The following is a 21,443-nucleotide window of genomic DNA, read 5'->3' as shown; positions in this document are numbered from 1 at the left end:
TGGCGGTTGCCCGCGCGCGGTCGACCTGGACGAAGGTTCCAGCCGACTGGCGGAGCGCGCCGGCGTCGGTGCCGAATGAACCGATGGACTTTCAGCTCCCCTCCCACGCGCACGAGGGTAGCTGGGATGATGCCGTCCAATGTCGGCGGGCGCTACTTCGCACCCCCGACGGGCGAAATGCCCTATTCAGCGCTTTATGCGGTCGGGGGTGGAGTAGATGTTCATGGTGTTGCCGCGGAGGAAGCCGATGAGGGTGAGGGTGGTTTCGGTGGCCAGGTCTACGGCCAGGGAGCTGGGGGCGGAGACGGCGCCGAGGAGGGGGATGCCGGCCATGGCGGCTTTCTGGACCAGTTCGAAGGAGGCTCGGCCGCTCACCATGAGGGTGAGGTTGGGGGCGAGGGCGTTTTCGCGGAGGGCCCAGCCTATTACCTTGTCTACGGCGTTGTGGCGGCCTATGTCTTCGCGGACTGCGAGGGCGGTGCCGTCGGGGGTGAAGAGGCCGGCGGCGTGCAGGCCGCCGGTGGCGTCGAAGACCTGTTGGCGGGCTCGGAGTTCGGTGGGGAGCTTCGCGAGGGTGTCCACGTCGATCAGGGGGACCGGATCGGGGAGGGGGCAGGGCAGGCGGGTGCGGACTTCGTCCAGGGCGGTTTTGCCGCAGAGGCCGCAGGCGCTGTTGGTGAGGAAGTTGCGGGGGGTGATGGGGGTGGGGTGGCGGAATTGGATGTCGAGGACGTTGTAGGTGTTCTGGCCGTTCTCGTCGGTGCCGGCGCAGTAGCGGGCGGTGCGGATGTCCTCGCGGGAGGTGATGATGCCCTCGGTGAGGAGGAAGCCGTGGATGAGGTCGATATCGGCGCCCGGGGTGCGCATGGTGACCGTCAGAGACTTTCCGGCGGTGCGGATTTCGAGCGGTTCCTCGACGGCCAGGGTGTCGGGGCGCTGGATGGCGCCGGCGGGGGTTATGCGCAGGGTGGGGCGGCGGGCGGTGACTCTGCTCATGCGGTGTGCACGTGTCGTTCCAGGCGGATGGTGACCGCTTTCGAGACGGGGGTGTTCGAGCGCCGGGCCACGTGGTCCAGGGGCACCAGCGGGTTGGTTTCGGGGTAGTAGGCGGCGGCATTGCCACGGGGGGTGGCGTAGCCGACCAGGCGGAAGCCGGTGACTCGGCGTTCCTGAGGAGCGGCGTCGGGAGTTTTCTCGTCGGTCCATTCCGAGATCAGATCCACCAGATCGTCTTCCGCGAAGCCGAGTTCGGCGATGTCCTCCGGATTGACCAGCACCACGCGACGGGCGTTGTGGATGCCGCGGTAGCGGTCGTCGAGGCCGTAGATGGTGGTGTTGTACTGGTCGTGGCTGCGCAGGGTTTGCAGGATCAGTCGGCCTGCGGGGACCGGCAGCCAGTGCAGGTCGTTGATGCCGAAATTGGCCTTGCCGGTGCTGGTCCGGAATTCGCGGGCATCGCGTGGCGGGTGCGGGAGCTGGAAACCGTTGCGGCCGCGCACCTTCGAGTTGTAGTCGGTGCAGCCGGGCACGACATCGGCGATGGCTTCGCGGATGCGGTCGTAGTCGCGGCGGAAGTCCGCCCACGGCACCGGATGCCCGGGACCGAACAGTTCCTGCGCCAGCTCGCACACGATGGTGACCTCGCTGCGCAGCTGATCGCTGACCGGCTGCAGGCGGCCGGTGGACAGGTGCACCATGGACATCGAGTCCTCGACCGAAACCTGCTGGCGCACACCGTCTTGCAGATCGTCGTCGGTGCGGCCCAGGGTCGGCAGGATCAAGGCGGTCCGGCCGTGCACGACGTGACTGCGGTTGAGTTTCGTGGACACGTGCACGGTGAGTTCGCAGGCGCGCAGCGCGGCCTCGGTGACGTCGGTGTCGGGGGTGGCGGAGACGAAGTTGCCGCCCATACCGAAGAACACCTTGGCGCGCCCGTCCCGCATGGCGCGAATGGAATCGACGGTGTCCCAGCCGTGTTCGCGCGGGCTGGTGATGCCGAATCGTTTGTCCAGCGCGTCGAGGAAGGTGTCGGGCATCTTCTCCCAGATGCCCATGGTGCGGTCGCCCTGCACGTTGGAATGCCCGCGCACCGGGCACACGCCCGCGCCGGGTTTGCCGATCATGCCGCGCACGAGCAGCAGGTTGGTGGCCTCCTCGATGGTGGCGACGCCGTGCACCTGCTGCGTCAAACCCATTGCCCAGCAGATGATCACGGCTTTGGACGAGGCCAGCAGCTCCGCGGTTCGATCCAGGTCGGGGCGGGTGAGCCCGGTGGCCTCCTCGACCACGCCGAGGTCGACCGCCCGCATCTGCTTCTCGTATTCGGCGAATCCGGCGGTGTGTGCGTCCACGAAGGCGCGGTCGACCACGGTCCCGGGCGCGCGATCCTCGGCCTCGAACAGCAGTTTGCCGAGCCCTTGGAACAACGCCATATCGCCGCCGAGCCGGATCTGCAGGAAGTCGTCGGCGATGGTGGTGCCGCTGGTGAAGCCCTTGATCGTCTGCGGGTCGCGGAATCCGATGAGCCCGGTCTCGGGCAGCGGGTTGACCGCGATCACCTTGGCGCCGTGCGCTTTCGCCTCGCTCAGCGCGGACAGCATGCGCGGGTGATTGGTGCCCGGGTTCTGTCCGGCCACGATGATGAGGTCGGCCTTCTTGAAGTCGTCGATGGACACCGACCCCTTGCCGATGCCGATGGAGGCGGTCAGTGCGGCGCCGGAGGATTCGTGGCACATGTTGGAGCAGTCCGGCAGATTGTTGGTGCCGTAACTGCGCACGAGCAGCTGATAGAGGAAGGCGGTTTCGTTGGCGGTGCGGCCGGAGGTGTAGAAGAGGGCCTCGTCGGGTGAGTCCAGTTCGCGCAGGTGGCCGGCGATGATCCGGTAGGCGTCGTCCCAGGCGATGGGCGTGTAGTGGGTGTCGCCGGCGCGCAGCACCATGGGGTGGGTGAGCCGCCCTTGCTGGCCGAGCCAGTATCCGGACTTGCCGGCGAGCTCGTCGACCGAGTGCGTGGCGAAGAATTCGGGGGTGACGGTGCGCAGTGTCGCCTCTTCGGCGACCGCCTTGGCGCCGTTCTCGCAGAATTCCGCGGGCCGCCGCATACCGGTCGGTTCCGGCCAGGCGCAGCCCGGGCAGTCGAAACCATTGCGGTGATTGACCCGGGCCAGCGTGCGTGCGGTCCGCAGCACGCCCATCTCCTCGACCGCGCGTTCCAGGGCCACTGTCACCGCCTTGACCCCCGCCGCCTGCGTTTTCGGTGTGGTGACCGAGAGCGCGGATTCGTCGATATCGGCTTTCGGGGCGGCGCGATGCATGGTGACCATTGTCCTCTCTGACGCACAGCTGTCCGGGCGGACCCCTTCGATCGTATGTCCGATTTCGCCGGAGCCACGAATGTTGCGCAAGGCATCCAGCGGGTAACGCCTGAACCGGATGGCCCCACGGGCGGGCCGCCGGACCTACCATCGAAATCAGCGAGGTCACACCGGGATGACCATCCAGGCGCACCCCGCCGCAACATGCGCACTCACCCAGCGAGGGAATCGGCGTGGAGGTGCGTACGAATGACCGACGGGGGAGCAACCGAGGCGGATATCGCACGGGTGCGGGCAGCACTACCGGAGTACGACGTCGACGGTCCGGCCGGGCGCGGCGGCTGCGGGGTCGTGCTGGCCGGACGGCATCGACGATCGGGCCGGCGGGTCGCGATCAAGCAGCTGCCTGCGCAATTCGCGGCCGAACCCTTGGTGCGGCAGCGATTCGAGACGGTCGGGCAGGCGCTGACGGCATGGGAACACCCGCATCTGGCGGCCGTGTACGAGCACGTCGAACATGCGGGTTTATGCCTGCTGGTGAGCGAGTACCTGCCACGCGGGAACGTCGAGAGACGGTTCAGCACAGCCGGTTTCGAGGCGCCCGCGGCCGTCGCGGTGGCATTGTCGGCAGCGGCGGGGCTGGCCGCGGCGCACGAGCGCGGGCTCCTGCATCGCGCGGTGAAACCGGGCAATCTCCTGTTCGCGGCCAATGGCACGCTGAAGCTCACCGATCTCGGTATCGCCGAGATCGTCGGCGGTGACGAGACGCCCGCGACCCGGACCGGTGAAATCGTCGGTACCCCCGCCTATCTCGCCCCGGAGCAGCTGCTCGGCCTGCCACTGTCGCCCGCCACCGATGTGTACGCACTGGCGACCATGCTCTATCAGCTGCTGGCCGGTGTGCTGCCGTTCCCGCCCGGCGCCGACCCGCTCGATGTCCTGTTCGGCCACGCCTACGGTGCACCGGCGCCGCTGTCCGAGGTGGCGCCCGCGGTGCCGTCGCCGATCGCCGAGACCGTCATGCTCGGTCTCGCCCGTGATCCGGACGGGCGGTTCGATTCCGCCGAATCCTTCGGCATCTCCCTCGCCGCTGCCGCCGCGCACTGCTGGGGCACGAATTGGCTGCTGCCCGTCGGTATTCCGGTCCTCGGCGCGGACACTATTGTGGCTGCGGCCACCGGCATATTCCGCGGTGGGCCGCAGACCCGGGATCCGGACGCACCCGCCGGGGAGCCGCGTGGCGCCCTGCCGCTCGCGACGCCGGCAATCGGATCGAAGGGCACTACCAGGCCGAGTGGGACGCGGGTGCGGCCGCGGCAGCCGTTGCGGCAGGGCGGGATTCGGCTGGTGGATGTGCAGCCGAAGGACCTGATACCGGCGCAGCGGGTGGTGGCCCTGCCGTCGCCGCGGCTGCCGTTCGTGATCGCCGCGGTGCTGGCGGTGGTGGTGGCCCTGGTGGCGGTGCTCGGGTTGGGGGTGGGTCCCACGCGGGCCACGCCGCCGATCGGATTGATCCAGGTCGACGGGGTCGATCCGGCGCGAGTGGACCGGGTTCCGCTGGATCTGTCCGAGCCCGTGCTGCTTTCGGTGAACGGCACGACCGCGGATTCGGCGGAACTGTCCCTCGACGTGCTGGGCGTGAACATCGGCGATGTGAGCACGCCCCTGTCGCCGGGCGGGCCGGGTGTGGCGACCGCACTGCCGGTGCCGCTGGATCCGCATGTGCTCGCGGGTGATGTCACGGCGGAGATCACCTTGTCCCGCAATGGATCCACCACCGCCGTCTACCGGTTCCCGGTGCATACCGCGCAGCGCCCGCTCATCACGGTGACGGCGGTCGGTGTGCTGTTGCTGGTCCTGCTGGCCGTCGTTTACGCCGAATCGTCCGTGCGTGCCCTGTGCCAGGGGCGGGCGGGCCGGGCCGCGACGGTGGGGCTGGCGGTGAGTACCGGGCTGCTCGGCATCGGCGCGGTGGGGGTGAGCTGGATTCTGTTCGGCCGGGAGCCGACGCTGGTCGCGCTGCTGGTGTGTGCGGTGGTGGGCGCGGGGGCCGGGGTGGTGTCGGCGGTGGGGTGCCGCCGGGTCGGCAGGCGGTACCGGTATGTGCGGGCGCGGCCCGCGGCTCGGTGAATCCGGTCGTTCGTTGCGCAACACGGGGTGTGGACCGATATACCGGGGAATGTCATCGGCGGCGGGTGACGGCGTGGAGGGGAGGGCGTGGAGATGGTGGGGCGGCCACTGATCGAGATCCGGGAATGGGGTCGCCCAGCGCGACGGAGGGAACTGGACGGTCCTCTCATATTCGGGCGGGAGGGCGCCCACGAATCACTCGCGGACAGCGGCGTCTCCCGCCGTCACCTGCGCCTCGTCCCCACCCCGACCGCACTCTCGGTGGTCGACCTCGGCAGCCGCAACGGCACCACCGTCAACGGCCTGACCCTGGCGGGCCGGCGGGTACTCACCACCGGCGACGTGGTGCGCCTCGGCCGCAGCGAAATCATCGTGCTGCACACGCCCACCGCCGAACCCGCCGAATTCGACTCCGGCGAAACGTATCGCGGAACGCCCGGCGTCACCGCACCGCCGCCACCCGCCGACCGGCCGCCGACCCGCGGCGTGCGCTGGACCGAACGCATCCTCGGCATCGATCCCACCGGGACCCGGAATCTGTTCCCCGCCTTCACCGAACTGCCCGCGCGGGTGCCGCTGCCGGTGTGGCAGGCCGTGCGGGTGGTGAGTATCGCTGCGTATTTCACCGTCATCGTCCTGCTGTTCGTGCGACCCGCGGCAGGATTGTTCGTGTTCTTCAAGGTGATCGCGCCACTGTTGCCGGGACTGTTCCTCATCGCACCGGGCCTGTGGCGCAATGTGTGTCCGCTGGCCGCCACCAATCAGCTGCCGCGGTTGCTGCGCTTCAGCCGCGCGGCCACCGTGCCGAACTGGTTCCAGCAGCGTGGGTATCTGATCGCGGTGGTCTTGTTCTTCGGCATCGTCGGGTCCCGGCTGGCGGGGTTGGATCGTAATGGAATCACCACCGGTGCAGTGCTTTCCGCGGTCATCGCGGCCGCGTTCGCGGGCGGGGTGGCGTTCAAGGGCAAGAGCGGCTGGTGCAGCAGTATCTGCCCGTTGTTCCCGCTGCAGCGCGCGTATGGGCAGACGCCCTTCGTGACCGTGGCCAACAATCACTGTCAGCCGTGCGTGGGATGCGCCAAGAACTGCTTCGACTTCAAACCGCGCGCCGCCTATCAGGCCGACCTGGCCGACCCGGAACGCGGCTGGGCGGCGCCGCGCAAGCTGTTCGCGGCCGCGCTGCCCGGGTTCGTGATCGGGTTCGTGGTGGTCGCGGGGAACCCGAATATGCTGCTGCCGCAACGGTTCGTGGTATTGGGGCTGGCGATGGTGGTCGCCGTGGGGTTGTTCTTCGTGGTGGAAGCCTTGACCTCGGTGAGTCAGGCCATGCTGTCGGCGGGGTATGCCGCGGTGGCGTTGAATGCCTTCTATTGGTTCGGGGGCACGGTGCTCGCCGCCTCCTTCACCACCGTGACGGGAGTGGTGGCGCCGGGGCTGCGATGGGTGATCAGTGCGGTGGTGCTGGTGGCGACCGTGTTGTTCCTGGCCCGCACCAGGGTCAGCGAACTGCAGTACGCGCTCACCACCGGGGCTCGGACCGCGCCGGTGCTACCTCGACGCCCCCCGCTCGCACTCCTACCGCCGCCTCATAATCTCCCGCGACCGCGTCGTGGGCGCCACCGTCCTCGGCCACCACCCCACCGACACGGCCGCAGCCCAGCAAGCCATCCGCACCGCCACCCCCATCCCACCCACCGCCCGCCCCGCCCTCCACGCCGGCGATTGGTCTGCGCTGCAATAGGTCACAGTCAGGTGTGGGGTTGGTCTGTGCGGTAGGTGAAGATGCGTTCGCCTATGCGCAGGCTCCAGCCGCGCTGTAGTTCGACGGGACGTTGGCCGACCCGCATCCACTCGGATGCGCCGGGCGCTGCCATGAAGGTGCCGCCCGGGGTTCCGGCGTCGCGCACGAAAACTGTGCCGCCGCTGACGGTCAGGTGCGCGTGCACGCGGGAGACGTGGCGGTCGCGAGGGATCACGATCGGTGAGGCTTGGGCTCGGCGGACCGAGTCGTCGATCATGGGGTCGCGGCCGATCACGTACGGCCGATCCAGGGGATATCGTGCGCCGTCCGGACCGACGAGCGCTCCGGCCTGATAGGCGACCGTTTCCATGGGTGCCGCGCCCGCGGATCGTGCTGCCGGCGTGGCAGACGATGCCGGTAAGGGGTGAGGTGCCGGAGTGGGTTGCGGCCTTGGGGCGGATTGTGATGATGGTGTGGGTTGCGGACCGGGCGCGGGCTGAGGAGGGGTGGGCGTGGGCTGCGGGCCCGGTGGGGAATGTGGGCCGGGCGTGGATTGTGGTGTCGGCGTGGACGACTGCTCGGCGGCGTCCTCTGCGGCTGCGGCTTCGGCGTCGAAGGCGGCGGTGGGTGGCTGATCCTCCGGATCGGGGCGGCCTGCGCGGTTGGGCTTTCTCGCCTGCTGCTCATCCGCACGTTGCGATGGTCGCGCCGGTTCCGCGGGTTTCTCCTGCTTCGATTTCGCTGCGTCGAGGGGTTCGATCGCGGCCGTCGCGGGCGGGTCGTCCACCTGTGCGGTGAGCTGCGGCGGGCCGGAGGCGGATTCGGTGAGCGGCGTCGCGGCGGGGGCTTCGGGTTTTTCGGGGCCGCCGACCGGGAAGGTGGCGGCTCGGCGGTCGTAGACGGGTGGCGGGTCGCCGGCGGCGGATCGGGGTGGGGCGCTGGGGGATTGGATCGGGAGGCGGACCGGTTCGGAGCCGAAGCGGGTGTGCGAGGGGGTGGGGAGTGGGGCTCGGCGGGTGAGGTCGGTGGCTGGGGGTTGCGGGGGATGGAGTTCGGGGTTGGTGTCGGCGGGTCTGCGCGGGCGGGCGGTGAGGCCGGTCGGGGGCGCGTGCAGCACGAAGCCGCCGGCGGCGACCACGCCGGCGCGCAGGTCGGTGTGCGGGATCGGGGTGGCGGTGGGGCCTTCGGTGCTCACGGAGATGCGCCGGACCGGGTCGCGGATGATTTCGTCGGCCCAGGTCATGGCGCGTTCGCCGGAGAGGCGGCGGGTGCCTTCCGGACCTTCCACGACTGCCAGGACGGGACCGTGCAGCAGGACCAGGATGCCGCCCGCGGTCGGGGCCACCACGCCGAAGGCCGGTGGCTGTCCGGAGCCGCCGCTGAATACCGTCGCTGCCAGGCGTTGCGCGATCGCCACGCCCGGATCGGCGGCGGTGGCCGCGGTTTCGGCCGCGCCCAGAATCCGTTCCGTGGAGGGGCTTTCGCCCGCGACCACGATGCATACCGCCCCGAATCGCGCGACCAGGCCGTCCCCGCGCGTCAATGCGACAGTGGTCGGAATGCGTCCCATGCGCGCCTCCCTCTGCCGGCGCTCGCCATATCGCAGCCAAGCATAGGACCGGTGGCGTTCGGGCGGTACGGGCCGACGCGACTCGCCAGATTGTGGCAATACGCCTCGCAGGGCAGCCTCGGGCGGAAGGATCGGGTCATCGTGCCGGCGCACCAGGCCCCGGCAGGACCGACGAGGACCGCACCATGATGGGCACGATCATCAGGAACAGGACTACAACTCCGGCACTCCGCACCCGCCGCATGCGATACCTGACCGGCGCGCTCGGCCTGTCCGGGCTGGCCGCCCTGACGGTGTGCGCCGCGCCCGCGCAGGCCACCGCGACCCGGGTCGGGGCGGAACCCGGCATCAGTTTCGGGATGGCGTCGAATTTCGGGACCGGCTGCGCGTACACGATCAACGGCTACGTCGACGATCCGACGACACCGGTCGTGTTCTACGACAACGGGATTCCGTTCGCCTGGTCAGCGCCGTCGGGCTGGCTGGCCCAGGCGCCCTGGACGCCTGCGACGCCCGGTCCGCACCGCATCCAGGCGGTCCAGCACAGTCAGCCGGGCCCGGATGTGTTCCCGTACGTCGACGTGCACGTGGGTATGGGCCTGTCCTCGGGGTCCGGCTGCCTCGTCATCAACTGACGCACACCGGGAATGCGCTGGGCGACAGACCGGTTGCTTCGATCCGAGCAGAGGAGTCGAGAATGGCGCGGGCACGGGCACTCGTACTGGGCGGCGGAGGCGTGGCCGGAATCGCCTGGGAAACCGGGATCATCGCGGGACTGGCCGATGCCGGAGTCGACGTCACCGGCGCCGACCTGCTGCTCGGCACCTCCGCCGGCGCGAATGTGGCCGCGCAGGTGGGCAGCGGACTGCCCCTCGAGGAACTGTTCCGGCGGCAGACCGAACCCAGCCTGCAGAGCCGGGAAATCGTGCCGCCCGGCAACCCACTCCTCGACCTCGGCACGCTGTGGGGTGAAATCGTCGTCGAATCCGGCGGCGATCAGGCGAAAGTGGGCCGCCGCCTGGGTGAACTGGCCGGCGCCGCGCACACCGTGCCCGTCATCGCCCGGTACGCCGTCATCGAAACCCGCCTGCCCGTCCACGATTGGCCGGACCGCAACCTGCGGGTCGTCGCCGTCGACGCCGATACCGGCGAACCGCAGGTCTTCCACCGCGCCTCGGGCGTATCTCTGATCCACGCGGTGGCGGCGAGTTCGGCAGTGCCCCTGGTCTGGCCGGTGGTCCCCATCGCCGGCGCCCGCTACATCGACGGCGGCGTCCGCTCCAGCAGCAATTCGGATCTCGCCGCGGGCCACGACCGCATCCTCATCCTGCTACCCACCCCCGACCTCCGCGTAGACGAAGAGGTCGCCGCACTCACCGCCGCCGGCTCCCGAGTCGAGGTGATCGCTCCCGACGCGGCCACCTTCGCGGTCGTCGGCGACAACCCCCTCGACCCCGCCACCCGCACCCCCGCCGCCGAAGCAGGCCGCGCCCAGGGCCGCGCGGAAGCGCCTCGCATCGCCCAACTCTGGAACTGAAGGCCCGCCTGCGCTGGTCGCAACTCCTTCGGCGGTGCGGCCGGGGCGGCGGAGCTCGGTCCTTTCGAACAGCGCCGTCTCCGAAAGTCGTGCCGCTATTCGAAGGCGGCCTTGGCGGCGGGTTCGGCGGCGCGCCGGTCGTCTTCGACCAGGCCGATGCGGGTGCGCCGGTCCAGGAGGTCGTCGATGTCCAGGGCGCCCTCGGTGCGGACGGCGAAGACGAATTCTGCTGCGGCGACATCGATTCCGGGGGCGACCGGGGCGGCCAGGGCCGGACTGTCCTCGATGAGGTCGAGGATGGCGGTGGCTTCGCTGCCGTAGCGTTCGACCAGGCGGGCGGGGGCCGGGATGCGGTCGCGGGCCGCACCGGAGACCGCGCCGACCAGGGGGAGGCGCTTGGTGCGGCAAGGGGATGCGGTCAGGTGGGAGTGGCTGACGGCCGCGTCCACGGCGTCCTCGGCCATCTTGCGGTAGGTGGTGAGTTTGCCGCCGACCACGGTGATCACGCCGGTGGGCGAGGTCAGGACGGCGTGCTCGCGGGAGATGTCGGCGGTGCTGTCACCGCCGGTGCGCAACAGTGGGCGCAGGCCCGCGAAGGTGCCGCGGATATCGTTGCGGGTCAATGGTTCCCGCAGGACGGTATTGACGGTGTCGAGCAGGAAATCGATCTCGGAGTCGGTGGCGTGCGGCACGTCCGGCACCGGTCCGGGCGCTTCCTCATCGGTGAGCCCCAGGTATACGCGATTGTGCGCTGCCGGGAACGCGAAGATGAAACGACTGGTGCTGCCCGGAATCGGCACCGTCAGCGAGGCCGTCAGCCCGCCGAAGGCCGCGGCATCGAACACCAGGTGCGTCCCGCGTGAGGGTCGCAGTTCGATGCTCGGATCCACCTGATCGGCCCACACGCCGGTCGCGTTGATGACCGAACGTGCTGTGACGGTGAGGGTTTCGCCGGTCAGCTGATCCACCAGCGTGGCCTGCTCACCGGAGACGCCGGTCGCGGCCACACGCGTGAGAATCGACGCCCCGTGTGACGCCGCCGTGCGTGCGATCGCGACCACCAGTCGCGCATCGTCCACCAGTTGCCCGTCCCAGGCGAGCAGCCCGCCGCGCAGCCCGGCCCGCCGCACCGTCGGCGCCAGCCGCAGCGCCTCGGCCGCCGCCACTCGCCGCGACCGCGGCAGCACCGACGGTGCGGTGCCGGCCGCCCGCCGCAGTACATCACCGGCCACGAATCCGGTCCGCACCAGAAGCTTCTGCGCCACACCGATATTCGGCAGCAGCGGCACCACCTGCGGCAGTGCCCGGGTGAGATGCGGTGCGGTGCGGGTCAGCAGGATGTCGCGCTCCACCGCGCTCTCGTGCGCGATGCCCACGCCGCCGCTGGCCAGGTAGCGCAGTCCACCGTGCACCAGTTTGGAACTCCAGCGGCTGGTGCCGAACGCCAGATCGTGCTTCTCCACCAGGACCGTGCGCAGCCCGCGCGCGGCGGCATCGAGAGCCACTCCGACGCCGGTGATGCCGCCGCCGATCACCAGCACGTCGATGGCGGCGGCGTCGCCGAGCGCCCGCAGTTCCCGCTGTCGTCGCGCGGCATCGAGCACGGAGTCGGGGTGGACTGGATTCCCGGTCATGGGAAGACCTTTCGACGAGGCGGAGAGCTACTTGCTGGGAGCCAGGTAGGCGTGCAGCGCGTGCGCGAGTTCGGTGTCGAGATGTTCGAAGTCGAGGACGGGTGCGATGGTGCCGGCCGATTGCACCGCGGACTGCCCGATGAGCAGCACCATGCCCGCCATGCGTTGCGGATCCCCGGCGCGAATCGACCCGTCCGCCTGGCCTTCCCGGATCCCGTCGCGGAACAGTTCGAGCAGTGCGCGCTGATTGCGGCCGAGCCGTTCGAACACGTACGTCAGCATCAGGTCGGCGTCCGCGCGGAAGATCTTGGCGAACAGCGGGTTCTGCCGCATGGTCGCGCCGCCGCCCACGATCGCGCCGACCAGCCGTTCGCGTGCGCTGCCCGCGGCGGGCACGGCCTCGGCGATGATCTCGCGCAGTTCCCGCACCAGCAGGTCGGCGACCAGTGATCCGGTGTCGGGCCAGCGCCGGTACACGGTGGGCCGGCTGACGCCCGCGCGTCGCGCGACTTCGGTGAGGGTGGTGCGCCGTACGCCGAATTCGGCCACGCAGGCGCGTGCCGCGTCGAGGATCGCCCGATCGACGGCGGAGGGGGTTTCGGTCGAGGTCACGATTGCCACCACCGGAGAGTAGTTCCGTTACTGCTTGACATTATATGTCAGACTGTAACGCATGGTCGACACTCGAGCAGCCTCCGCATCGACAGCAAACCCGGGCGAGCCGCAAGCCCGCGCGAGTATGGTGTGGGACGCCTGGGGCTCCCCGTCCGGACACAAACCGCTCCCGGAAAAGATCCGGGGACTGCTCGGTCAGGTATTCGGGGTGTCCGGTGAGCCGGCGACCCGTCGCGATGAGGGCGACGTGCCGCTGCGCCCATCGGCCCTCACCCCCGAACAGCACGCCGGGCTCGTCGCGGTGGTCGGCGCCGGCAATGTCTCCACCGATCACCGCGATCGGCTCCGGCACGCCGGCGGCAAATCCACCCCCGACCTGCTGCGCCGCCGCGCAACCGGGGAACAGGACGCCCCCGACGCCGTGCTCTTCCCGGCCGATCACGCCGAAGTCCTCGCCCTGCTGGAGTACTGCTCCGCCCACGCCATCGCCGTCGTCCCTTTCGGCGGCGGCACCAGCGTCGTCGGCGGACTCGACCCCGTGCGCGGCGCCTTCGATGCCGTCCTCGCCGTGGACCTGCGCCGCCTCGACACCCTCACCCGGGTCGACCCCGTCAGCAGCACCGCGACCCTCGGCGCCGGTCTCACCGGACCGCAGGCCGAGGAACTGCTGGGCGCACACGGACTTTCGCTCGGCCACTTCCCGCAGAGCTTCGAATACGCCACCATCGGCGGTTTCGCCGCCACCCGTTCCTCCGGTCAGGCGTCGGCCGGTTACGGCCGCTTCGACGACATGATCCAGCACCTGCGCATCGCCACCCCGCGGGGCACCCTCGACCTCGGCCGCGCCCCCGCCTCCGCCGCCGGACCCGATCTGCGCGAACTCTTCTCCGGCTCCGAAGGCACCCTCGGCATCATCACCGAGGTCACCCTGCGCGTGCACCCCGTCCCGGAAACCACCGCCTACCAGGCCTGGTCCTTCCCCGACTTCGCCACCGGCGCAGCGGCTCTGCGCTCGGTGATCCAGGCCGGCGCCGCCCCCACCGTCATGCGCCTGTCCGACGAGGCCGAGACCGGCCTGAACCTGGCCCGCGCCGGTGACGTCGGCGGCGCGCCCGTCGGCGGCTGCCTCGCCGTCACCACCTTCGAAGGCACTGCCGCCCATGTCGCGGCCCGCAGCGCCGAGGCCGCCGACCTGCTGGCCGCCGCCGGCGGCACCGCCCTCGGCGAAACCCCTGCCAAGGAATGGGAACACGGCCGCTTCTCCGCCCCCTACCTGCGGGATGCGCTGCTGGATGCCGGAATCCTGTGCGAGACCCTCGAAACCGCCACCAGTTGGTCCAATCTCGCCGAGCTCAAGGCGAAAGTCACCGCGGCACTGACCGAATCACTGACCGCGCAGGGCGCTCCGGCGCTGGTCATGTGCCATATCTCGCACACCTACCCGACCGGCGCCTCGCTGTACTTCACCATTGTCGGCAAGCAGGCCGACGACCCGATCGCCCAATGGGCGCGGGCCAAGCGGGCCGCCGGCGATGCCATCATCGCCGCCTCCGGCACCATCACCCACCATCACGCCGTCGGCGCCGATCACCGGCCGTGGATGACCGCCGAGATCGGCGACCTGGGCGTGCGGGTACTGCGCGCGGTGAAGCAGACGGTCGACCCCGCCGGAATCCTCAACCCCGGGAAGCTGATTCCGTGACCCAGATCAGATCGGTAGCCCTGGTGACCAACCCGCTGTCCGGTCAGGGCAAGGGTGAACAGGTGGCCCGCGAGGCCGCGCGGCTCTTCGCGGCCCGCGATATCGCCGTGCACGAGATTCTCGGCAGCTCCGCGGCCGATACCGCACTGCTGGTCCGCAAGGCGCTCGCCGACCCGGCCGCCCGGCCCGACGCCGTGGTGGCGGCCGGCGGCGACGGACTGGTGTGCGTCACCTTGCAGGCCCTGGTGGGCCAGGGTGTGCCGCTCGGCCTGGTGCCCGCCGGCACCGGCAACGACCTCGCCCGCGAGGTCGGGGTGCCCGATGACACCGCCGCCGCGGTCGACGTGGTGCTCGGCGGCCGGACCCGCACCATCGATCTCGGCACCGTCGAAACCGGCGATTCGAGCACCCCGATCTGGTTCGCCACGGTCACGGGCACCGGCCTCGACGCGCGAGTCACCTTGCGGGCCAATGCCATGCGCTACCCCAAGGGGCCGCTGCGCTACACGGTGGCAGCGCTGCTGGAGCTCGCCGGAAAACTCGACGTCCCCTACCGCATCGAACTGCACGGCTCCCCGGATCACGCGGACGGCACCGTCATCGAATTGGATGCGGTCATGGTCGCGGTCGGCAATACCCGCACCTACGGCGGCGGCATGCTGATCTGCCCGGACGCGCTCATCGACGACGGCCTGCTGGATCTCACCGTGGTCGGCGCCATGTCGCGGCTGGACATGCTGCGCCTGCTCCCGACCCTGTCGTCGGGCAAGCGCATCGATCACCCGGCCGCGGTCGGCTATCGGGCGGCCACCATCACCTTGACGGCTCCGGGTGCTCCCGCGACCGCCGATGGTGATCCGGTCGGCCTGCTGCCCGCCACCTTCCAGGCTCACGCGGGTGCGTTGGACGTCCTCGTGCCCTGATCGACAGCGCCCCTCGCCGTACAGGCGAGGGGCGCAAGGTATTCGATGTGTCTCACCACTGTTGGAAGACGATCAGACCCTGCGTATCGAGCAGCACGTCCACCTGGCCGCCGGGCCGGGATGCGGCTTCGCCGACAATGTCGTTCAGTCCGGCGTAGACATTGGAATTGTCCTGGGGGAGCGCGGAATCCGGCTGGATGCCGACGGTCACCGCGGAATGCGGGGCAAAACGATCCACGAGTGCGGGCAGCGGGCTGCCGGCCAGGGATTGGGTTTCGCCGTGCGAGAGTTCGAGTCCGTAGGCCCCGAACTGCGGAATCGCGATCGGCGTTGCGGCGGAGGCGTTTCCGGCCGCCAATAACCCGGCGGCGGTGGCAGTGGCGAGAGCGGCGGTGACGATGAGGACGCGAGCACGCATGATGACTCTCTTTCCCTCAGCGAGACCGGATCGGCCCGCGGTGGTGGAGGTGTCCCGGAACTGCGTATTCGAAGTGGTAGCGACTGGCGCCAGCCGGACATCAAGAACACACCCGTGTCGATAGCGGTGACAAGAGGAATGCCGCGATGCTCACGAAGCGACGATCTTGTGACTCAGGACACATGCTCTGACCGGGGCGATCCGACCGGGCTAGGCGTGCCGGGCGATGAGCAGGTGGCCGGGGATCGGCTTGCGGTCCAGTGTCCGCTGCTCCACGGTGAGTCCCGCATTCTCCAGCGCGGCGATCACGTCCGCGACCGGCCGCAGCCGGAAACCGTGCGCGGTGAACGGCATCCGCGCCATGGCCGCCGGATCGCCGATGCCGACCACGGCCCGGCCCTTCGGTCGCAGCACCCGCGCCAGCTCGGCGCACACCCGATCCAGTTCGGGCACGAAGTACACCGTATTGAGGGTGATCACCGCGTCCAGCGACGCATCGTCCAGCGGTAGCTCGGTCAGCGAACCCTCCTGCACCCGCAGCCGCCCGGTCGCGATATCGCCGCGGAAGCGTGATCCGGCCCGTTCCAGCATGTCCCGGGACAGTTCGACGCCGATCACCGAACCGCTCGGCCCGACCCGATCCAGCAGCAGTGAAATACCCACCCCGCCACCGAATCCGAGGTCGCCCGCCACATCGCCCGGCGTCACGTCGGCCGCCGCGACCGCGCCCTCGATCATGAACAGGTTCGCCCGATCCAGCAGCCGCGCCACCACACCCTTCCCTAGCAGGCCGTGCGGCTTACCGAGTTGCCCGGCGACGGTGGACATCACCTTCGAGACAATGGCGTTCACATCCCGCAGGCTACCGCCGATCCCCGCAGGGGCTGTGTGAAATCACAGTGGAAGGCGGTCGGTTCTGTGCGCTCGATGCAACGTGGATGCAACGAATTGTGCTCTAGCCTGGCGCATTTGGGCCGGAAGCTGAGAATTCGATGTGGGTTCGGAGAAGCTGCGCGAAAAGGCGGTAATCTTGCCTTCGAGGGCGGGGTTCTCGGTGTCCCTCATCCGCCGAGAGCCCCGCTCTTCGGCTGTGTAAAACCCGGTAGGGACCGTCGAATCACAGCAATTAGAATCGCACGGTGACCAGCGCAGCCTCTGAGACCCCACGCAATCGTGCCGATGCCCTCCCCAAGAGCTGGAACCCCAGTGAAGTAGAGGTCGACCTGTACGAAGGCTGGGTAGCCGCTGGATACTTCACCGCCGACGCGAGCAGCGGCAAGCCCCCCTACTCGATCGTGCTCCCCCCGCCCAATGTGACCGGCAACCTGCACATGGGCCATGCCTTCGATCACACCCTCATGGACCTGCTCACCCGCCGCAAGCGCATGCAGGGCTACGAGGTGCTGTGGCTGCCCGGCATGGACCACGCCGGCATCGCCACCCAATCCGTGGTGGAGAAGCAGCTCGGCGCCGACGGCAAGACCAAGGAAGACTTCGGCCGCGAACTCTTCATCGACAAGGTGTGGGACTGGAAGCGCGAATCCGGCGGCGCCATCCAGGGCCAGATGCGCCGCCTCGGCGACGGCATCGACTGGAGCCGCGACCGCTTCACCATGGACGAGGGCCTGTCCCGCGCCGTGCAGACCATCTTCAAACGCCTCTTCGACGCGGGCCTCATCTACCGCGCCGAACGCCTGGTGAACTGGTCGCCGTCGCTGGAGACCGCCATCTCCGATGTCGAGGTGAAGTACGAGGACGTGGACGGCGAGCTGGTCTCGCTGCGCTACGGCTCCCTGAACGACGATGAGCCGCACGTGATCGTGGCCACCACCCGGGTGGAGACCATGCTCGGCGACACCGCCGTGGCCGTGCACCCCGACGACGAGCGCTATCGGGCCCTCGTCGGCACCACCGTCTACCACCCCATCACCGGCCGGCAGATCCCGATCGTGGCCGACGACTACGTCGACCCCGAATTCGGTTCCGGCGCAGTCAAGATCACCCCCGCGCACGACCCCAACGACTTCGAACTCGGCCTGCGCCACGGCCTGCCCATGCCCACCATCATGGACAAGACCGGCAAGATCGCCGACAGCGGAACCGAATTCGACGGCATGGACCGCTTCGAGGCGCGGCTGAAGATCCGCGAACGCCTGGAAGCCGAAGGCCGCGTGGTCGCCCGCAAGTTCCCGTACGTGCACAGCGTCGGCCACTCCGAACGCTCCGGCGAACCCATCGAACCCCGCCTGTCCATGCAGTGGTGGGTGAAGGTGGAAACCCTCGCCAAGGCCGCCGGCGACGCCGTCCGCAACGGCGACGTCAAGATCTACCCGGCCAGCCAGGAACCGCGCTGGTTCGACTGGGTCGACAACATGCACGACTGGTGCATCTCGCGCCAGCTGTGGTGGGGCCACCGCATTCCCATCTGGTACGGCCCCGAGGGCGAAACCCTCTGCGTCGGCCCCGACGAGCAGGCCCCCGAAGGCTGGGTGCAGGACCCGGACGTCCTCGACACCTGGTTCTCCTCCGGCCTGTGGCCCTTCTCCACCATGGGCTGGCCCGACGCCACCCCGGAACTGCAGAAGTTCTATCCCACCAGCGTCCTCGTGACGGGTTACGACATCCTGTTCTTCTGGGTGGCCCGCATGATGATGTTCGGCATGTTCGTGTCCGACGACCCGGTCATCAATGCCGGCAAGGACCCGCAACAGCGGCAGGTGCCGTTCGACGACGTGTTCCTGCACGGCCTCATCCGCGACGAATTCGGCCGCAAGTACTCCAAGTCCAAGGGCATCGGCGTCGACCCGCTCGAATGGATCGACGAATACGGTGCGGACGCAACCCGATTCACCCTCGCCCGCGGCGCCCAGCCCGGCTCCGACCTGTCGGTGGGCACCCCGCACGTGACGGCCTCGCGCAGCTTCATCACGAAGCTGTTCAACGCCAGCAAGTTCGCGCTCATGAACGGCGCCGCGCCGGGCGACCTGCCCGCCCGCGACACCCTCACCGACACCGACCGCTGGATCCTGGACCGCCTCGACGAGGTGCGCGCCGAAGTGGACGCGGCATTCGACCGCTACGAATTCGGCAAGGCCTGCGAGGCGCTCTACCACTTCGCGTGGGACGAATTCTGCAGCTGGTACCTGGAATTGGCCAAGGTGCAGTTCGCGGAATCCGAGGAGCGTGCCGCAAGCACCCGCATCGTGCTCGGCAATGTGCTGGATTCGGTGCTGCGCCTGCTGCATCCGGCGATCCCGTTCGTCACCGAATCGCTGTGGCAGGCCCTCACCGAGGGCGCCGCGGGCGCCTCCATCGTCGTCGCCGACTGGCCGCGGGCCACCGGCATCGCCGCCGATACCGTTGCGGCCCGCCGCATCTCGGACCTGCAGAAGCTGATCACCGAGATCCGCCGCTTCCGCAGCGACCAGGGCCTCACCGATAAGCAGAAGGTGGCCGCCAAGCTCATCGGCATCGGCGAGGCCGGCCTGAACGGTCAGCTCGCCGAGATCGCCAACCTCGTCCGGCTCACCGACGCGGACGCCGATTTCGCCGCTACCGCCTCGCTCGAGGTGCGGTTGACCGGTGGCATGGTGACGGTCGAGATCGACACCTCCGGCACCGTCGACCTCGAGGCCGAGGCGCGTCGCCTCGAAAAGGACCTCGCCGCCGCGCAGAAGGAACTGGCCGGCACCACCGGCAAGCTCGGCAACGAGGCCTTCCTCGCCAAGGCCCCGGACGATGTGGTCGCGAAGATCAAGGCGCGCAAGGAGATCGCCGAGTCCGAAGTCCACCGTATCCAGGCCCGGCTGGCCGAAATCGCGAAACTGGCGGAGCGCAAGTGAACGACGAACCCGAACGTCAGCAGTACGCGCAGGACATCCCGCTGACCACCGGCACCTCACCGGTGGATCTGGCCGAAATGGCGCTGGTCGAGGCCGAACTCGATCAGCGCTGGCCGGAAACCAAGATCGAGCCCTCGCTGGCCCGCATCGCCGCGCTCATGGACCTGCTGGGCTCACCACAGCAGAGCTACCCGTCCATCCACGTCGCGGGCACCAACGGCAAGACCTCGGTCACCCGCATGATCGACTCGCTGCTCACCGCCCTGCACCGGCGCACCGGGCGCATCACCAGCCCGCACCTGCAGCTGGCCACCGAACGCATCGCCATCGACAATGCCCCGATCACCCCGGGCCGCTATGTCGAAACGTTCCGGGAACTACAGCCTTTCGTCGAGATGATCGACAAGCAGTCCGAGGCGGCGGGTGGCCCGGCCATGAGCAAGTTCGAGGTGCTCACCGCCATGGCCTACGCGGCCTTCGCCGAAGCGCCCGTCGATGTGGCGGTCGTCGAGACCGGGATGGGCGGCCGCTGGGACGCCACCAATGTGATCGACAGCCAGGTCGCCGTCATCACCCCGATCGGCCTGGACCACACCGAATACCTGGGCCCCGATCTCACCTCCATCGCGGGGGAGAAGGCCGGGATCATCAAGAAGGCCCCCGCGAACGAACTCGTCCCGATCGACACCGTGGCGGTCATCGCGCAGCAGGAGCCCGAGGTCATGGACGTGCTGCTGCGCCGCGCCGTCGAGGTGGATGCGGCTGTGGCCCGCGAAGGTTCGGAGTTCCAGGTGCTGGCCCGGCGCGTCGCCGTCGGCGGGCAGGTACTGGAACTGCAGGGCCTGGGCGGCGTCTACGAGGACATCTTCCTGCCCTTGCACGGTGAGCATCAGGCCCGCAATGCGGCGCTGGCACTCGCCGCGGTCGAGGCGTTCTTCGGTGCGGGCGCCTCCCGCCAGCTCGATATCGACGCCGTCCGAGCCGGTTTCGCGGGCTCGGTCAGCCCGGGCCGCATGGAACGCATGCGCAGCGCGCCGACCATCTTCATCGACGCCGCGCACAACCCGCACGGGGCGGCGGCGCTGGCGGCCACGCTGACAAGCGAATTCGACTTCCGCAAGCTGGTCGGCGTGATCGCGGTACTGGGCGACAAGGACGCCGGCGGCATCCTCGACGCCCTCGAACCGGTCTTCGACGAGATCGTGGTCACCGAGAACGGTTCCCCGCGCGCCATGCCCGTGGACGATCTCGCCAACCTCGCCGTGCAGCGCTTCGGTGACGAACGGGTCGCCGTCGCACACGATCTCGCGGATGCCATCGAGACCGCCATCGCGCTCGCCGAGGGGGGAGAGGATGCTGAACTCATCTCCGGTGCGGGCATCGTCATCACCGGATCGGTGGTCACCGCCGGTGCTGCCCGGAGTCTGTTCGGAAAGGATCCCGCATGACGGACCACGCTGACGGTGGTGGCAACGCCGAGGCCGAAGTCCCGCCGCCCGCGACCGACCCGTGGAAGGGTCTGCGCGGTGTCATGGCCGGGACCCTGGTCCTGGAGGCCATCACCGTGCTGCTGGCGCTGCCGGTGATCAGCTCGGTCGGCGGCGGGCTGAAGTGGTGGTCCATCCTCTATGTCGTCGGCCTCGCCGTGGTCATGTTCCTCGGCGCCGGTCTGCAGCGCCGCCCGTGGGCGATCCCGTTCAACCTCGGCCTGCAGGTCCTGCTGCTGCTCGGCGGGTTCATCCACCTCTCCATCCTGATCATCGGTGTCGTCTTCGCCGCGGTCTGGCTGTTCATCCTTTTCCTCCGCGCGGATGTGAAGAAGCGCATGGAAGCGGGATTGCTGCCCAGCCAGCGGATATCCGGTGCCTGAGCGTTCGTGGCTTCGGCGACAACTGGTTTCGCTGCGACCGGGTAACTCATCGGGTACGTCCAAAATCGGTTCGGTACTCAACCGCCGGCCCGCATGCCTGACTGTCTACGGCTCCCAGGCCGTGCGCTGAGGTTTCGGGGAGGCGGT

The 21,443-nt window shown here is 69.3% G+C and carries 16 protein-coding genes; 9 read left to right on the top strand and 7 right to left on the bottom strand.

Annotated elements, in window-relative coordinates; genetic code table 11:
- Positions 1 to 186: 186 nt before the first annotated feature.
- Both fdhD and ACIP5Y_RS05985 read right to left on the bottom strand, forming a co-directional pair.
- Positions 187 to 996, bottom strand: a complete 810-nt coding sequence (gene fdhD, locus ACIP5Y_RS05990; protein ID WP_400347979.1) for a formate dehydrogenase accessory sulfurtransferase FdhD — start codon at positions 994 to 996, stop codon at positions 187 to 189.
- Complete coding sequence (locus ACIP5Y_RS05985) at positions 993 to 3,314, bottom strand: FdhF/YdeP family oxidoreductase (protein WP_400347978.1); 2,322 nt, start codon at positions 3,312 to 3,314, stop codon at positions 993 to 995. Before ACIP5Y_RS05985 ends, fdhD begins: the two co-directional genes overlap by 4 nt.
- A gap of 249 nt (positions 3,315 to 3,563) precedes the next feature.
- Here ACIP5Y_RS05985 and ACIP5Y_RS05980 point away from each other — a divergent pair, with 249 nt between their 5' ends.
- Positions 3,564 to 5,444, top strand: a complete 1,881-nt coding sequence (locus ACIP5Y_RS05980) for a serine/threonine-protein kinase (protein ID WP_400347977.1) — start codon at positions 3,564 to 3,566, stop codon at positions 5,442 to 5,444.
- A 93-nt stretch (positions 5,445 to 5,537) separates the two neighbouring features.
- Positions 5,538 to 7,220 (top strand): FHA domain-containing protein, encoded by a 1,683-nt coding sequence (locus ACIP5Y_RS05975; RefSeq protein ID WP_400349156.1) that lies wholly within the window; start codon positions 5,538 to 5,540, stop codon positions 7,218 to 7,220.
- Here ACIP5Y_RS05975 and ACIP5Y_RS05970 read toward each other — a convergent pair.
- The gene (locus ACIP5Y_RS05970) at positions 7,193 to 8,755 is read right to left on the bottom strand and encodes an FHA domain-containing protein (protein ID WP_400347976.1); all 1,563 of its coding nucleotides are present in this window, start codon (positions 8,753 to 8,755) and stop codon (positions 7,193 to 7,195) included. The genes ACIP5Y_RS05975 and ACIP5Y_RS05970 overlap by 28 nt on opposite strands.
- Before the next feature lie 185 nt (positions 8,756 to 8,940).
- Between ACIP5Y_RS05970 and ACIP5Y_RS05965 the strand changes: the two genes are divergently transcribed.
- On the top strand, positions 8,941 to 9,390 hold the full coding sequence (locus tag ACIP5Y_RS05965) for a hypothetical protein (RefSeq protein WP_400347974.1): 450 nt from the start codon (positions 8,941 to 8,943) through the stop codon (positions 9,388 to 9,390).
- Between the two features lie 62 nt (positions 9,391 to 9,452).
- The gene (locus ACIP5Y_RS05960) at positions 9,453 to 10,292 is read left to right on the top strand and encodes a patatin-like phospholipase family protein (protein ID WP_400347972.1); all 840 of its coding nucleotides are present in this window, start codon (positions 9,453 to 9,455) and stop codon (positions 10,290 to 10,292) included.
- A 95-nt stretch (positions 10,293 to 10,387) separates the two neighbouring features.
- On the opposite strand, the gene ACIP5Y_RS05955 is transcribed toward ACIP5Y_RS05960, so the two are convergent.
- The gene (locus ACIP5Y_RS05955) at positions 10,388 to 11,926 is read right to left on the bottom strand and encodes a glycerol-3-phosphate dehydrogenase/oxidase (RefSeq protein ID WP_400347970.1); all 1,539 of its coding nucleotides are present in this window, start codon (positions 11,924 to 11,926) and stop codon (positions 10,388 to 10,390) included.
- Positions 11,927 to 11,953: 27 nt separating this feature from the next.
- Positions 11,954 to 12,547 (bottom strand): TetR/AcrR family transcriptional regulator, encoded by a 594-nt coding sequence (locus ACIP5Y_RS05950; RefSeq protein ID WP_400347968.1) that lies wholly within the window; start codon positions 12,545 to 12,547, stop codon positions 11,954 to 11,956.
- A 118-nt stretch (positions 12,548 to 12,665) separates the two neighbouring features.
- Here ACIP5Y_RS05950 and ACIP5Y_RS05945 point away from each other — a divergent pair, with 118 nt between their 5' ends.
- Entirely contained in the window at positions 12,666 to 14,243 is a 1,578-nt protein-coding gene (locus ACIP5Y_RS05945) for an FAD-binding oxidoreductase (protein ID WP_400349154.1), read from the top strand.
- Positions 14,240 to 15,166 carry a YegS/Rv2252/BmrU family lipid kinase gene (locus tag ACIP5Y_RS05940; protein ID WP_400347966.1) on the top strand — a complete coding sequence of 309 codons (927 nt, stop codon included), beginning with the start codon at positions 14,240 to 14,242 and terminating at the stop codon, positions 15,164 to 15,166. Before ACIP5Y_RS05945 ends, ACIP5Y_RS05940 begins: the two co-directional genes overlap by 4 nt.
- A 52-nt stretch (positions 15,167 to 15,218) precedes the next feature.
- On the opposite strand, the gene ACIP5Y_RS05935 is transcribed toward ACIP5Y_RS05940, so the two are convergent.
- Together ACIP5Y_RS05935 and ACIP5Y_RS05930 are read right to left on the bottom strand one after the other, a co-directional pair.
- Positions 15,219 to 15,584 (bottom strand): hypothetical protein, encoded by a 366-nt coding sequence (locus ACIP5Y_RS05935; RefSeq protein WP_400347965.1) that lies wholly within the window; start codon positions 15,582 to 15,584, stop codon positions 15,219 to 15,221.
- Between the two features lie 210 nt (positions 15,585 to 15,794).
- On the bottom strand, positions 15,795 to 16,436 hold the full coding sequence (locus ACIP5Y_RS05930) for a class I SAM-dependent methyltransferase (protein WP_400347963.1): 642 nt from the start codon (positions 16,434 to 16,436) through the stop codon (positions 15,795 to 15,797).
- A gap of 287 nt (positions 16,437 to 16,723) precedes the next feature.
- On the opposite strand from ACIP5Y_RS05930, the gene ACIP5Y_RS05925 reads away from it, so the two are divergent.
- The 3 genes from ACIP5Y_RS05925 to ACIP5Y_RS05915 all read left to right on the top strand — a co-directional run bounded on the left by ACIP5Y_RS05925 (position 16,724) and on the right by ACIP5Y_RS05915 (position 21,296).
- On the top strand, positions 16,724 to 19,426 hold the full coding sequence (locus ACIP5Y_RS05925) for a valine--tRNA ligase (protein ID WP_400347961.1): 2,703 nt from the start codon (positions 16,724 to 16,726) through the stop codon (positions 19,424 to 19,426).
- Positions 19,427 to 19,503: 77 nt separating this feature from the next.
- Positions 19,504 to 20,874 carry a bifunctional folylpolyglutamate synthase/dihydrofolate synthase gene (locus tag ACIP5Y_RS05920; protein ID WP_400349152.1) on the top strand — a complete coding sequence of 457 codons (1,371 nt, stop codon included), beginning with the start codon at positions 19,504 to 19,506 and terminating at the stop codon, positions 20,872 to 20,874.
- Positions 20,871 to 21,296: a DUF4233 domain-containing protein gene (locus ACIP5Y_RS05915; RefSeq protein WP_400347960.1), complete on the top strand. Its 426-nt coding sequence runs from the start codon at positions 20,871 to 20,873 to the stop codon at positions 21,294 to 21,296. Before ACIP5Y_RS05920 ends, ACIP5Y_RS05915 begins: the two co-directional genes overlap by 4 nt.
- Positions 21,297 to 21,443 lie beyond the last annotated feature (147 nt).

This window comes from Nocardia sp. NPDC088792, assembly GCF_044750615.1.
GTDB lineage: Bacteria > Actinomycetota > Actinomycetes > Mycobacteriales > Mycobacteriaceae > Nocardia.
Note: the sequence above shows the minus strand (reverse complement) of the source record. Positions and strands in the feature narration are given on the sequence as shown.

Coding starts and splice junctions, on each gene's coding strand:
- ACIP5Y_RS05915 (WP_400347960.1), top strand. CDS start 20,871: ATGACGGACCACGCTGACGGTGGTGGCAACGCCGAGGCCGAAGTCCCG.
- ACIP5Y_RS05935 (WP_400347965.1), bottom strand. CDS start 15,584: ATGCGTGCTCGCGTCCTCATCGTCACCGCCGCTCTCGCCACTGCCACC.
- ACIP5Y_RS05955 (WP_400347970.1), bottom strand. CDS start 11,926: ATGACCGGGAATCCAGTCCACCCCGACTCCGTGCTCGATGCCGCGCGA.
- ACIP5Y_RS05920 (WP_400349152.1), top strand. CDS start 19,504: ATGGCGCTGGTCGAGGCCGAACTCGATCAGCGCTGGCCGGAAACCAAG.
- ACIP5Y_RS05985 (WP_400347978.1), bottom strand. CDS start 3,314: ATGCATCGCGCCGCCCCGAAAGCCGATATCGACGAATCCGCGCTCTCG.
- ACIP5Y_RS05970 (WP_400347976.1), bottom strand. CDS start 8,755: ATGGGACGCATTCCGACCACTGTCGCATTGACGCGCGGGGACGGCCTG.
- ACIP5Y_RS05975 (WP_400349156.1), top strand. CDS start 5,538: ATGGTGGGGCGGCCACTGATCGAGATCCGGGAATGGGGTCGCCCAGCG.
- ACIP5Y_RS05945 (WP_400349154.1), top strand. CDS start 12,666: ATGGTGTGGGACGCCTGGGGCTCCCCGTCCGGACACAAACCGCTCCCG.
- ACIP5Y_RS05965 (WP_400347974.1), top strand. CDS start 8,941: ATGATGGGCACGATCATCAGGAACAGGACTACAACTCCGGCACTCCGC.
- ACIP5Y_RS05960 (WP_400347972.1), top strand. CDS start 9,453: ATGGCGCGGGCACGGGCACTCGTACTGGGCGGCGGAGGCGTGGCCGGA.
- ACIP5Y_RS05980 (WP_400347977.1), top strand. CDS start 3,564: ATGACCGACGGGGGAGCAACCGAGGCGGATATCGCACGGGTGCGGGCA.
- fdhD (WP_400347979.1), bottom strand. CDS start 996: ATGAGCAGAGTCACCGCCCGCCGCCCCACCCTGCGCATAACCCCCGCC.